The organism is Marinovum algicola (genome assembly GCF_900109145.1).
Lineage (GTDB): Bacteria > Pseudomonadota > Alphaproteobacteria > Rhodobacterales > Rhodobacteraceae > Marinovum > Marinovum algicola.
The window spans coordinates 343,188-354,954 of sequence record NZ_FNYY01000003.1 but is presented as its reverse complement, the minus strand read 5'-3'; the positions used below and the strand labels follow the sequence as shown (position 1 = coordinate 354,954).

14 protein-coding genes and 1 pseudogene are annotated in these 11,767 nt (G+C 63.4%); 4 read left to right on the top strand and 11 right to left on the bottom strand.

Features of this window, described 5'->3' with window-relative positions; translation table 11 throughout:
* A pseudogene (locus BMW90_RS26870) lies at positions 1–204 on the top strand (hypothetical protein); the annotation flags it as partial.
* A 62-nt stretch (positions 205–266) separates the two neighbouring features.
* Here the strand turns inward: BMW90_RS26870 and BMW90_RS07155 are convergent.
* The 8 genes from BMW90_RS07155 to BMW90_RS07120 all read right to left on the bottom strand — a co-directional run bounded on the left by BMW90_RS07155 (position 267) and on the right by BMW90_RS07120 (position 7,934).
* A complete protein-coding gene (locus BMW90_RS07155) occupies positions 267–596 on the bottom strand; it encodes a hypothetical protein (RefSeq protein WP_074835791.1) in 330 nt (109 codons plus the stop codon).
* A 56-nt stretch (positions 597–652) separates the two neighbouring features.
* Positions 653–1,525, bottom strand: a complete 873-nt coding sequence (mmsB, locus tag BMW90_RS07150) for a 3-hydroxyisobutyrate dehydrogenase (RefSeq protein ID WP_074835790.1) — start codon at positions 1,523–1,525, stop codon at positions 653–655.
* Positions 1,522–2,568, bottom strand: coding sequence for an enoyl-CoA hydratase/isomerase family protein (locus BMW90_RS07145; protein ID WP_074835788.1), 1,047 nt, complete (start codon positions 2,566–2,568; stop codon positions 1,522–1,524). The genes mmsB and BMW90_RS07145 overlap by 4 nt, the downstream gene beginning before the upstream one ends.
* Positions 2,565–3,707 carry an acyl-CoA dehydrogenase family protein gene (locus BMW90_RS07140; protein WP_074835787.1) on the bottom strand — a complete coding sequence of 381 codons (1,143 nt, stop codon included), beginning with the start codon at positions 3,705–3,707 and terminating at the stop codon, positions 2,565–2,567. Before BMW90_RS07140 ends, BMW90_RS07145 begins: the two co-directional genes overlap by 4 nt.
* A gap of 166 nt (positions 3,708–3,873) precedes the next feature.
* A complete protein-coding gene (locus BMW90_RS07135) occupies positions 3,874–4,545 on the bottom strand; it encodes a DUF2161 domain-containing phosphodiesterase (RefSeq protein ID WP_074835785.1) in 672 nt (223 codons plus the stop codon).
* The gene (locus BMW90_RS07130) at positions 4,542–5,669 is read right to left on the bottom strand and encodes a carboxylate-amine ligase (RefSeq protein WP_074835784.1); all 1,128 of its coding nucleotides are present in this window, start codon (positions 5,667–5,669) and stop codon (positions 4,542–4,544) included. Before BMW90_RS07130 ends, BMW90_RS07135 begins: the two co-directional genes overlap by 4 nt.
* 88 nt (positions 5,670–5,757) lie before the next feature.
* Positions 5,758–6,159, bottom strand: a complete 402-nt coding sequence (locus BMW90_RS07125; RefSeq protein WP_074835782.1) for a hypothetical protein — start codon at positions 6,157–6,159, stop codon at positions 5,758–5,760.
* Between the two features lie 275 nt (positions 6,160–6,434).
* Entirely contained in the window at positions 6,435–7,934 is a 1,500-nt protein-coding gene (locus BMW90_RS07120; protein ID WP_074835781.1) for a CoA-acylating methylmalonate-semialdehyde dehydrogenase, read from the bottom strand.
* A gap of 103 nt (positions 7,935–8,037) precedes the next feature.
* On the opposite strand from BMW90_RS07120, the gene BMW90_RS07115 reads away from it, so the two are divergent.
* From BMW90_RS07115 to coaD, 3 genes are all read left to right on the top strand, one after another.
* Complete coding sequence (locus BMW90_RS07115; RefSeq protein WP_074835779.1) at positions 8,038–8,934, top strand: LysR family transcriptional regulator; 897 nt, start codon at positions 8,038–8,040, stop codon at positions 8,932–8,934.
* A 73-nt stretch (positions 8,935–9,007) separates the two neighbouring features.
* On the top strand, positions 9,008–9,445 hold the full coding sequence (locus BMW90_RS07110) for a CBS domain-containing protein (RefSeq protein WP_048531949.1): 438 nt from the start codon (positions 9,008–9,010) through the stop codon (positions 9,443–9,445).
* 99 nt (positions 9,446–9,544) lie between these two features.
* Positions 9,545–10,039, top strand: a complete 495-nt coding sequence (coaD, locus tag BMW90_RS07105; protein ID WP_048531948.1) for a pantetheine-phosphate adenylyltransferase — start codon at positions 9,545–9,547, stop codon at positions 10,037–10,039.
* 55 nt (positions 10,040–10,094) lie between these two features.
* Here coaD and BMW90_RS26655 read toward each other — a convergent pair whose 3' ends face one another.
* From BMW90_RS26655 to BMW90_RS26650, 3 genes are all read right to left on the bottom strand, one after another.
* A complete protein-coding gene (locus tag BMW90_RS26655) occupies positions 10,095–10,259 on the bottom strand; it encodes a hypothetical protein (protein WP_170850518.1) in 165 nt (54 codons plus the stop codon).
* Between the two features lie 223 nt (positions 10,260–10,482).
* Positions 10,483–11,484, bottom strand: a complete 1,002-nt coding sequence (gene gap / locus BMW90_RS07100; RefSeq protein WP_048531947.1) for a type I glyceraldehyde-3-phosphate dehydrogenase — start codon at positions 11,482–11,484, stop codon at positions 10,483–10,485.
* 110 nt (positions 11,485–11,594) lie between these two features.
* The gene (locus tag BMW90_RS26650) at positions 11,595–11,738 is read right to left on the bottom strand and encodes a hypothetical protein (RefSeq protein ID WP_048533793.1); all 144 of its coding nucleotides are present in this window, start codon (positions 11,736–11,738) and stop codon (positions 11,595–11,597) included.
* Positions 11,739–11,767 lie beyond the last annotated feature (29 nt).

Below are 11,767 nucleotides of genomic sequence, written 5' to 3'. Positions count from 1 at the left end.
CGCCGGTCCATGGAACTCGCTGCCGGGATGCCTTCTGAACGCGGAAAAAAGGGCGCCACGGCAGACTACAATCTGCCACATCGCCGGCGTGCCGACCGCGCAGGCGCCGAACTGTCAGAAATCGCCTATCGCCGCATGATGGAGGGCTGGCGAAAGAAGAAGCCGCGGAAGGGTGCGGGCGCCACACCCGAGGAACGACTATGACAAGGCTGCGTGACGGGACTTGAACCTCACGTCCCGTCCTTCGCCACGTGGTCACCCGCGCCTCAAGAATAGCACAAAATCGAAAAATGGGGCTGTTCAATCTCATCTGTGTCCTTGCCATCCTTGATCTCGATCTTGGCCTTGTCGTCCTTGATGTCGATCTTGGCTTTGACCTTGCCCTTGTCTTTCGACTTGTCCTTTTTCTTCTTCTTTTTCAGCTTGGCCTTTTTCTTGCCCTTCTTCTTGTCTTTGTCCTTGACGAGCAACAGGTCGGCACCCGCCACGGCATTGGCCTGAACATCCGGCCGGGGCATCTGGGTCGGGGCCGCCTCGGCGGCGAAGGGCAGCGAAAGCGCGGCGGCAAGGGCGAACGGAGAGATGAAGCGGGTCATGGCGTTCCTCGCAGTATGAACTGCAACGTCAACGCGCCAGCTTTGCGCCCGGTTCCTCAGCCACGGCTCCGGGTTTCGAACCGGGGCAACATGGCCGAGAAATCTCGGCCCGACCCGTCCTCGTTTTCGACGAATTGCGCATAGAGATCGCGCGCTGCCTGACCCATGGGCGTGTCCGCATCCGCGGCTTCCGCCGCCTGCTGGGCCAGTCGCAGATCCTTCAGCATCAATTCGGCCGCGAAGCCGGGCTGATAGCCGTTGTCGGCGGGGCTTTTCGGGCCGATGCCGGGGGCCGGGCAATAGGCGTTCATCGACCAGCTGTACCCCGATGAGGTCGAGACCACGTCGAACATCGCCTGCCGGTCGAGGCCCAGCTTGTCGGCCAGGGCAAAGGCCTCGCAGGTGGCGATCATGGTGACACCGAGGATCATGTTGTTGCAGATCTTGGCCGCCTGACCATTGCCCGAGGGGCCGCAGAGCACTGCTTTCTGGCCCATCACGTCAAACAGCTCTTTCACGGCGGCAAAGCCCATGTCGGAGCCGCCCACCATGAAGGTCAGCGTGCCCGCCGCCGCCCCGGTGACTCCGCCGGAAACCGGCGCGTCGAGCGGCTCGAGCCCGGCGGCCTGGGCCTGTTCGGCCACGACGCGGGCGCTTTCCACATCGACGGTCGAGCAATCGAGGAAGACCGCGCCTTTTTCCATCGCCGGAATGATTTCATCGGCGACGGCGCGCAGGATCGCGCCATTGGGCAGCATGGTGATGACCACCTGCGCGCCGCTTGCCACCTCGGTGGCAGAGCCGGCCTTCGCCACGCCCTCGATCTCGACGTCGGCAGTGTCGAAGCCCGTGACCTCATGGCCGGCCTTGGCCAGATTGGCGGCCATTGGCCCGCCCATGTTGCCCAATCCGATAAACCCGATCTTCATTTTGCATCCTCCCCGAATGTCAGCCCGTCCTTGCCCAGCGGTTGCAGCATCTGCGTGACCCGCGGCGGTTTCAGCCCGCGCAGATCGTCGCTCCACTTCGGGCTCTTGTCCTTGTCGATGATCGCCGCGCGAATGCCTTCGAGAAAGTCGCCATGTTCCATCGCACGGGCGGAAAAGCGGTATTCGGTCTCGAGCGCGCGGCGGATGTCGCCACCGGGGCCGCGCAGCCGGTGCACCATCTCGAGCGTCGCGCCCATCGAAAGCGGGCAGTTGCGTTCGAGCATCTTCAGCGTCTCGGTGGCAAATGCGCTGTCGTGGTGATCCAGCGCATTGACCACGTCCAGCAGGGTTTCGCCGCCGAAGGTGGCGTCGATCTCGGGCTGGAGCGCGGCCAGCCGGCTTTCCGGCGGGGTCACACAGGAGCGGTCGATCATGGTCCATTCGCCGGTGCGTTCCAGCACCTCGATCAGCGCCGGCCAGTCGGCCTCGGGAATGTAGCAATCGGCAAATCCGGCGTGGATCGCATCGCCGGGGCCCATGCGTGCGCCGGTGAGACCGAGGTATTCCCCAAGCCGCCCCGGCGCCTGCGCCAGCAGCAGGCTGCCGCCCACGTCCGGCACCAGACCGATGCCGCATTCCGGCATGGCGATGCGCGAGCTTTCCGCCACGATCCGGTGCGAGCCGTGACAGGATACGCCGACGCCGCCGCCCATGGTGAAGCCCTGCATGAAGCTCGCCACAGGCTTGGGAAACTGGAACAGCCGGGCATTCATCCGGTATTCGTCGCGCCAGAACCGCCGGCCATATTCATAATCGCCGCGCAACCCACTGGCATACATTTCGGCGATATCGCCACCGGCGCAGAACGCCTTTTCGCCCTCGGCATCGATGATCAGCATTGCGACATCGGTGTCGGCGGCCCACTCCCGGAGCGCGGCGTCGATCGCCAGGCACATGTCATGCGTCAGCGCGTTGAGCGCCTCGGGGCGGCTGAGGGTGACGCGGCCGGCGCGGCCGGTCTTGCGTATCGAGATATCGGTCATCTGTTCTTCAGCAGGTGGCGCGCGACGATCACGCGCATGATTTCATTTGTGCCTTCGAGGATCTGATGCACGCGCAGATCGCGTACCAGTTTTTCGATCCCGTAATCGGCGAGATAGCCATAGCCACCGTGCAGCTGAAGGCACTGATCCACAACCTGGCTTCCGGTCTCGGTCACAAATTTTTTCGCCATGGCGCAGGCCGGGGTGGCATCAGGCGCGCCGGAATCCAGTTTCCAGGCTGCCTGCCGCAGAAAGACACGGGCGGCCTGTAGGTTGATCTCCATGTCTGCCAGGCGGAACTGCAACGCCTGGAACTGGTCGATCGGCTGGCCAAAGGCCTTGCGCTCGCCCATGTAGTCCAGCGTCAGGTTCAGCCCGCTCTGCGCCGCGCCCAGCGAACAGGCCGAGATATTGAGCCGCCCGCCGTCGAGCCCGGCCATGGCGTATTTGAAGCCACTGCCTTCCGCGCCCAGCAGGTTCTCGGCCGGCACCAGACAATCGTCGAGCTGCACCTGGCGGGTCGGCTGGCTCTTCCAGCCCATCTTGTCTTCGAGCCCGCCAAAGCTCAGCCCCTCTGTGCCGTCTTCGACGATCATCGCCGAGATGCCGCGCGGGCTGTCATCGCCGGTGCGGCACATCACGATATAGGCGTCGGAATAGCCGCCGCCCGAGATGAAGGCCTTGGTGCCGGTCAGGCGATAGCCTTCGTTGGTCTTGGCGGCGCGGGTCTTGAGCCCGGCGGCGTCAGAGCCCGAGCCCGGCTCGGTCAGACAGTAAGAGAACACCGTCTCCATCGACACTGCCTTGGGCAGCACCCGGGCCTTGAGATCGTCGGAGCCAAAGCTGTCGATCATCTTGGCGCACATGTTGTGGATCGACAGGAAGGCCGCCACCGAGGGGCAGGCCATGCTCAGCGCCTCGAAGACCAGCGTCGCGTCGAGCCGCGACAGGCCGGAGCCGCCGCTCTCTTCGGAGACGTAGAGCCCGCCAAGGCCCAGCTCGCCGATCCGCGGCCAGAGATCCTTGGGAATCGAGCCCTCGGCCTCCCATTGCCGGGCATGGGGCGCGATATGCTCCTGCCCGAACGCATGTGCCATGTCGAAAATGGCGGTCTGTTCCTCGGTGAGTGCAAAGTCCATGTCGCGGCGCTCCCCCTTGCCGTGAATTGAATGCCTGTTCAATTATCGCGGAGATGAGGGGCAGTTTGCAAGAAACTTTTTGGCCAGTCGGGGCCGGACAGGTCAGGGAACAGGTCAAAAAGATGGCAGGGCGGGCGTGGTGGCGCGGCCCAAGCAGGCCAATACGTCACAGCTCGGTGTCTTCGCCGTTGCCCATCGCCTCGGTCCCGCGCGGGGTAAGCTGATAGACGCCGCGCGTGACCCGCTCGAACCAGCCATAATGGTCGTCGGCCATGATGCGGGTGGCGGTGGTGACGCCGGTGACCGCGCGGATCTCGGCACATTTCGAGGCGCCATGGCGCCGCAGATGCAGGGCGATCTTGACCGCGTCCTGCCGATAGGCGGTGACCAGCGGGCCACTGCGCGCGGCACCGCCGAGATTGGGGTCGCCCTCGCGGCGGGCAAATTCGCGCAACAGCCGGGACTTGCGCGCCTTGACCTTGCGCGGCGCATAAGGCGCGGGGTCGAGGTGGATCTCGGTATGGCCATCGCTCAGCCGCACGGTGATCAGCCCGAGCCCGAGCCGGCGGCACAGGGTCTTGTTGTCCTTGAGCGCCCGCAGGAATCGCTTGCCGGGCAGGCGCGGCACCGCGACATAGACAAAATCCGTCATCGCCTGCCGCGCCACGGCCTGGTGAAACAGGGTCAGCGCAAAGCCGGTCTTCAGCTCGACGATCACCGGCTCGTCCTCGCCGGGGCGCAGGGCCACGACGTCGGCGGCGCCGATCTCGGCTTTCACGTCATAGCCCTGCGCCACAAGCAGCGCCTTCACATGGGGGTAGAGATCGGTTTCTTTCACAGGTCGGCCTGAAAATCCTCGATCAGATGGCTGACCACCGCGCGCATCTGGGTGTCATGATCAGCGCCGGCGGCCTCGGCCGCGACACGAACCGCGCGCTGGCGCATTGCAGAGGTGCCGCGGTCGAGGATGGTGCGCAGGTGCATCAGCTCTTCGACACAGTTCAGCGCCTCGGCGTCCTCGTGCAACAGGCCGATCAACTCGTTGGTCAGCTCATCCATCGGTACGATCTCGCCCCGGCCGAAATCGATCAATCCTTCCTCGATACCATAGCGCTGGGCCCGCCAGCGGTTTTCCGAGATCAGGAAGCGGTCGTAGATCCGCCAGCGCTGGTTGCGGGTGCGCAGGCGCCACAACATGCGGTGCAGGCATTGGATCACCGCCGCCACCGCCAGCGTGTCTTCCATCCGCGGGCAGACATCACAAATCCGCGTCTCGAGCGTGGGAAAGCTGTGGCTGGGGCGCAGATCCCACCAGATCTTGGTGCTGTCCTCGATCAGCCCAAGATCGACCAGCGCCTTGACGGAACGTTCGTATTCGTCCCAGGAGCTAAGCTGCGGCGGCAGGCCGGTGCGCGGAAGATTGTCGAAAACCGACAGCCGGTAAGAGCTCAATCCGGTGTCTTCGCCCTGCCAGAACGGCGAAGAGGTGGACAGCGCCAGGAGATGCGGCAGAAAATAGCTGAGCTGACGCAGCAGGTCGGCCCGCAGCGGGTCGTCGTTCAGGCCGACATGCACATGCATCCCGCAGATCAGCATCCGTCGCATCACTCCGCCCAGATCCTGGCGGATCCGGTTGTAGCGTTCCTTGTCGGTGTGGTGCTGGTTTTTCCAGTCGGCGAAGGGGTGGCATGAGGCGGCAATCGGCGCGGCGTTGTGCCTGGCGGCGCAATCGGCAATCGTCCGGCGCAGGTGACGCAGGTCATCGCGGGCCTGGCCGACGTCCTCGCAGACGCCGGTGCCGATCTCGATCTGGCACTGCATGTACTCCGGGCTCACCTGATCGGCCAGCGCCTGCTTGCAATCGGCCATCATGTCGTCGGGCACCTCGACCAGGGCGAGGTTGTCGCGGTCGACCAGCAGGTATTCCTCTTCGATGCCGATGGTGAACTCGGGTGTGGCCATTGCGTCGGTCCCTTCGCCCGGCTGCTGCGCATTGCGACGAGCCTGCCATAACCTGCTGGCGGCGCGCAATATTAAGCATCCGGCGCCGTCAGGGAACCCGCAGCGTTTCGGGCGCCACGGCGAGAAATCTTGCCGCTTCGGCGCGGTCGCGGAACACATCCGCCGTGATCCCGTCAAAGCCCTGCATGAGCGCCAGATACATCCGCGCGGTGCCGAAGCCGATGTCGTTCGGGGCCAGGATGGCCACCCGAACCTCTTTGGCCTGCTCATAGAAGCCGGTGCGCGAACGCGTCAGGCTCATCACCTGGGTAAAGCTGAGATCGGCACGTTCCAATCCGGTCAGGTCGCAAAAGACATTCTGATCCGGCTTTCGATCGGGACTGGCCGCGAGTTCCTGGAACAAATCAGCCATGTCCTGTGCGCCGATCCGCCCGTCCAGTCGCAGCAAAAATAAACCCCGGTCGTGATCGACATCGAACTTGTAACGCATTTACCTCTCCCGACCTTGCGGTGCCGCCATTAAGCTTCGTGTTCCAAGGAACATCAGGGGAAAAAGCGGGTCAGCTTGCCATCACCATGACGGCACATGTCGGGAAACTCCATAAAAACGAGTGGTTGCAAGGGGTATTTGACGCCATCGTCACGGTCTTGTGATGATGTATCCGATTTGCGTAAATTAACCGGGCGGACAATGACCCGCCAAAGCGCTTGATGCAAAAAAGGGCGACCGCAAGGCCACCCTTTTGGAATTATCACTCTGAGCGATTAATCCATCGCCTTGAAGTTGAATTCGCCGCCTTCCTTGATTCCCGAAAACCAGCGCGCGGTAACGGTCTTGGTCTTGGTGTAAAACCGGAAGGCATCGGGGCCGTATTGGTTGAGGTCGCCGAAGGCCGATTTTTTCCAGCCGCCAAAGGTGTGATACGACAGCGGCACCGGGATCGGAAAGTTGATTCCGACCATGCCGACATTGACCCGATGGGCAAAGTCGCGCGCGGTGTCGCCATCGGCGGTATAGATCGCGGTGCCATTGCCGTAGTCGTTGTCGATGATCAGGTTCAGCGCGTCTTCATAGCTGTCCATCCGCACCTGGCTCAGCACCGGACCGAAGATCTCTTCGCGGTAGATGTCCATTTCGGGGGTGACATTGTCAAACAGCGACGGCCCGCAGAAGAAGCCGTTCTCATAGCCCTGCAATTGAAAGCCACGGCCGTCGACCACCAGCTTGGCGCCTTGCTCGACACCGCTGTCGATCAGCCCGTTGATCCGTGCCTTGGCCTGGGCGGTGATGACCGGGCCGAAATCGACGTCATCGCCGGCGGTATAAGGCCCGACTTTCAGCTTTTCGACGCGCGGCACGAGTTTCTCGACCAGACGGTCGGCGGTCTCCGCGCCCACCGGCACCGCGACCGAGATCGCCATGCAGCGTTCGCCCGCCGCGCCGTAGCCCGCGCCCACCAGCGCATCGGCCGCCTTGTCGAGATCGGCGTCGGGCATGATGATCATGTGGTTCTTGGCGCCGCCAAAGCACTGGGCGCGTTTGCCGTTGGAGCAGGCACGGCCATAGATGTATTGCGCGATCGGGGTCGAGCCGACAAACCCCACAGCGGCAATGGTGTCATTGTCGAGGATCGCGTCGACGACCTCCTTGTCGCCGTTGACCACCTGAAGCACACCATCGGGCAGGCCGGCCTCTTGCAGCAGCTCGGCGAGGCGCAGCGAGGTCGAGGGCACCCGCTCGGAGGGTTTCAGGATCATCGCGTTGCCGGAGGCGAGGGCAGGGCCCATCTTCCACAGCGGGATCATCGCCGGGAAGTTGAAGGGCGTGATACCGGCCACGACACCGAGCGGCTGGCGCATGGAATAGAGGTCGATGCCGGGGCCGCCGTCATTGGTGTGCTCGCCCTTGAGCAGATGCGGCGCGCCCATGCAGACCTCGATCACCTCGAGCCCGCGCTGCACGTCGCCCCTGGCGTCGGGCAGGGTCTTGCCGTGTTCGCGGCTGACCAGCTCGGCCAGCTCGTCCATGTGCTGGTTGATCAGCTGGCCGAATTTCATCATCACCCGGGCGCGGCGCTGCGGGTTGGTCGCGCCCCAGGCCTTTTGCGCTTCGGCCGCCTTGGCGACGGCGGCGTCAAGCTCGTCCTTGCTGGAGAGCCTGACCTGCGCCTGAACTTCGCCGGTGGCCGGGTTCATCACGTCGGCGGTGCGGCTTGAGCTGCTCTCGACCATCTGGCCGTCGATGTAATTCTTGATCACGTCCATGGGATCCTCCTGGGGTTCTTTGCGCAGAGCTTAGTCTTGCAATTTCGCCATGGGTAGGCGCAATGTGCCAAAGAGGTTTTGCATTATTGCAAAGGATGCCCGTATGGACCCTTGGGATGATTTCCGTGTCTTTCTTGCCGTGGCACGGCAGGAAAGCCTGTCAGCGGCAGGCCGTGCACTGCGGATCGATCCGGCGACGGTGGGGCGGCGCGTGGCGCGGCTTGAACAGCGGCTGGGCCAGCCGCTGTTTGCCAAATCGCCGCAAGGCTATGCGCTGACCGATGCGGGCCAGCGGTTGTTGCCGCATGCGGAACAGGCCGAACAGGCCACCCAGGGGGCCGTGGAGGCGCTGGCAGGGGCGACCGAGGGGCTGACCGGACAGATCCGCATCGGGGCGCCGGACGGCTGCGCCAACTTCCTGCTGCCCCGGGTCTGCGCGGCGTTGTCGCGCGACAATCCCGAGCTGGAAATCCAGATCCTCAGTCAGCCGCGTGTCGTCAACCTGTCGAAGCGCGAGGCCGATCTGGCGATCTCGGTCAGTCCGCCCACCGCCGGGCGGCTCAGCGTGCAGAAGATCGCCGATTATCACCTGCACATCGCCGCAGCCGAGGCCTATCTGGCGTCGAGATCGCCGATCGCCGCCCCGGGCGATCTCAGGGGGCACCGAGTCGTCGGCTACATCTCCGACATGATCTTCGACCGCGAGCTCGACTACCTCTCGGAACTGGGCCTCGACCAGGTGCACCTGGCGTCGAACTCGGTCTCGGTCCAGCTCAACTGGCTGCGCCAGGGCGGGGGGATCGGCATCGTGCATGATTTTGCGCTGCCCTTCGCGCCAGAGTTGCGCAAGGTGCTGGCGCAGGAGATCTCTCTGACCCGGGCCTTTTATCTGGTGCGGCATGCCGATGACCGGCGTCTCGACCGCATGAACCGCTTTGCCGCGGCGCTTGTGGCGGAAATGCGCGATGAAGTGGCCCGTCTCGAACACTTGGCGGAATAAGTCTTTAGGATTGGTTGACAGGCGAAGGACTTGCGGGAAAGCTGAACGCAAGAAGCAAGGCAAGGAGCACGCGATGCTGGTCCAGCAGATTCTCAAGTCCAAGGCAGATGCAACTGTCTTTACCGTGCCCCCCGGCACTCTGGTCTCGGAAGCGGCGGAAATCCTGGCCGAAAAGCGCATCGGGACGGTGATCGTCTCGGCCGATGGTGGCAAGACGGCCATGGGGATCCTGTCGGAACGCGACATCGTTCGGGAACTCGCCAAGACCGGCGGCGCCTGCCTCTCTGAAAAGGTCGAGGCCTATATGACCAGCGATCTGGAAACCGCGACCCGCGACGAAAAGGCCGATACCATACTGGCGCGGATGACCGAAGGGCGCTTTCGCCACATGCCGGTGATCGAGGGCGGCGAGCTTGTCGGGCTGATCACCCTGGGGGATGTGGTCAAGGCGCGCCTCTCAGAACTGGCGATGGAAAAGGACGCGCTTGAAGGGATGATCATGGGCCATTAACGCCCTGATCGCACGCAACTTCTGACGATGCGCTTGACACTGCATCCTGCAACGCGGCATTCATCCGCCAAGTGACACGACCCGAAAGCGGACTTGCTCATGCGCATCGGCCTCTATCCCGGCACCTTCGACCCGATCACCGAAGGTCATATCGATATCATCCGCCGGGCGACCGTCCTGGTCGACAGGCTGGTCATCGGCGTCGCGATCAACCGCGACAAGGGCCCGTTGTTCACGCTCGAGGAACGGGTGGCGATGATCGAGCGGGAATGCGGCCATCTGGCCGAGCAGACCGGCACCGAAATCGTCGCGCATCCTTTCGAGAACCTGCTGATCGACTGTGCCCGCGACGTCGGCGCCGGGGTGATCGTGCGTGGCCTGCGCGCGGTGGCGGATTTCGAATATGAATTCCAGATGGTTGGCATGAACCGGGCGCTCGACGATTCCATCGAGACCGTCTTTCTGATGGCCGAGGCCCGGCATCAGGCGATCGCGTCGAAGCTGGTCAAGGAAATCGCCCGTCTCGGCGGCGATGTCAGCAAATTCGTCACGCCGGCGGTGCATAAGGCGCTGACCGAGAAGTTCAGCAAATAAAAACGCCCCGGGATGGCCGGGGCGCGGGGTCTCTCAGGCGGTGCGGGCTGGCGCATCAGGCGCCATAGACCGCCCGCGCCGCGATCTTGTCGGCATCGCCCTGACGGATGCCCAGGTCCAGGGCCGTGCCATGCGGCAGGCTGCGCAGCTCTTTCGCGGTGCGGCGATAGGCAACGTGTTTTTGCAGGCGGTCGCGCAAGGTGGTCATTGCATGGGTCATGGTTTGTCCTTTCCCGATCTTTGTTCTGACGCTTTCGCGCCGGTTACAGCAGCGATATGGGCCCGTTTGGCGGCCGGACAACGTCCGGCGCGACAAAGCCGCCATGCATGAGGCGTGCAGCTGAAAGCGCTGAAAACACGGGCTTTCCCCGCAGTGACCCACAAAAAGAAACGCCCCCGCAGGTCTGCGGGGGCGCTCTCGTTCAAATTCGACGGGCGTGGGCTCAGATCAGCTTGCCCATGGCGACGGCGGTGTCGGCCATGCGGTTGGAGAAGCCCCATTCATTGTCGTACCAGCTCAGGATGCGCACCATGGTGCCCTCCATGACCTTGGTCTGGTCGCAGTGGAACACCGAGGAATGCGGGTCGTGGTTGAAATCCGAGGACACCAGCTGACGGTCGGTATAGCCGAGGATGCCTTTGAGCGGGCCGTCGGCCGCGGCGCGGATCGCGTTGTTGATCTCCTCGACCGTGGTTTCGCGCGCGGCTTCGAAGGTCAGATCGACAACCGAAACATTCGGGGTGGGGACGCGGATCGCAACACCGTCGAGCTTGCCGTTCAGCTCGGGCAGCACCAGACCCACGGCCTTGGCGGCACCGGTCGAGGTAGGGATCATCGACAGCGCCGCGGCGCGGGCGCGATAGAGATCCTTGTGCATCGTGTCCAGCGTCGGCTGGTCGCCGGTGTAGCTGTGGATCGTGGTCATGAAGCCCTTGGCGATGCCGATCTCGTCGTTCAGCACCTTGGCCACCGGCGACAGGCAGTTGGTGGTGCAGGACGCGTTCGAAACGATCAGGTCTTCGGCGGTCAGCGTGTCATGGTTGACGCCATAGACGATGGTCTTGTCGGCGTCCTTGCCCGGGGCCGAGATCAGCACGCGGGACGAGCCGTTCTCGAGATGCGCCTGGCATGCCTCTTTCGAGGTGAAGATGCCGGTGCATTCCAGCACGACATCGACGTCTTTCCAGGGCAGGTCGGCGGGATTGCGCTCGGCGGTGACGCGGATCTTGCCACGGCCGACATCGATCCAGTCGTCGCCGGTGGTCACTTCGGCGGGAAAGCGGCCGTGCACAGAGTCGAATTGCAGCAGATGCGCATTGGTTTCGACCGGACCCAGATCGTTGATCGCAATGACGTCGATGTCCTTGCGGTCGCTTTCGATGATGGCGCGCAGAACGTTGCGGCCAATGCGTCCAAATCCGTTGATGGCAACTTTAACAGCCATGATCTTCTCCTAGCTTCGCGCAGAGTGACTGGGCAGCCAGAGCCGCCCGGCGATTCCGATTTCCGTTATCGCTAACAAACTCATTTGATCCCGAGAGTCAATCGCCGGCCTCAGCGCCAGAAGGCGACCCACTCCAGGAGTTCCAGGAATTTCTTGGCCAGAAACAGGAAGTTCTCGGTGCCGGAGAGGACGTAAACTGCGGTGATTGCGGCCAGAATGGCCAGTCCCAGGTAAACGGCGATGCGGTTCGTCATGACGGCTGGCTCCGGTTTGCTGTCAGCCT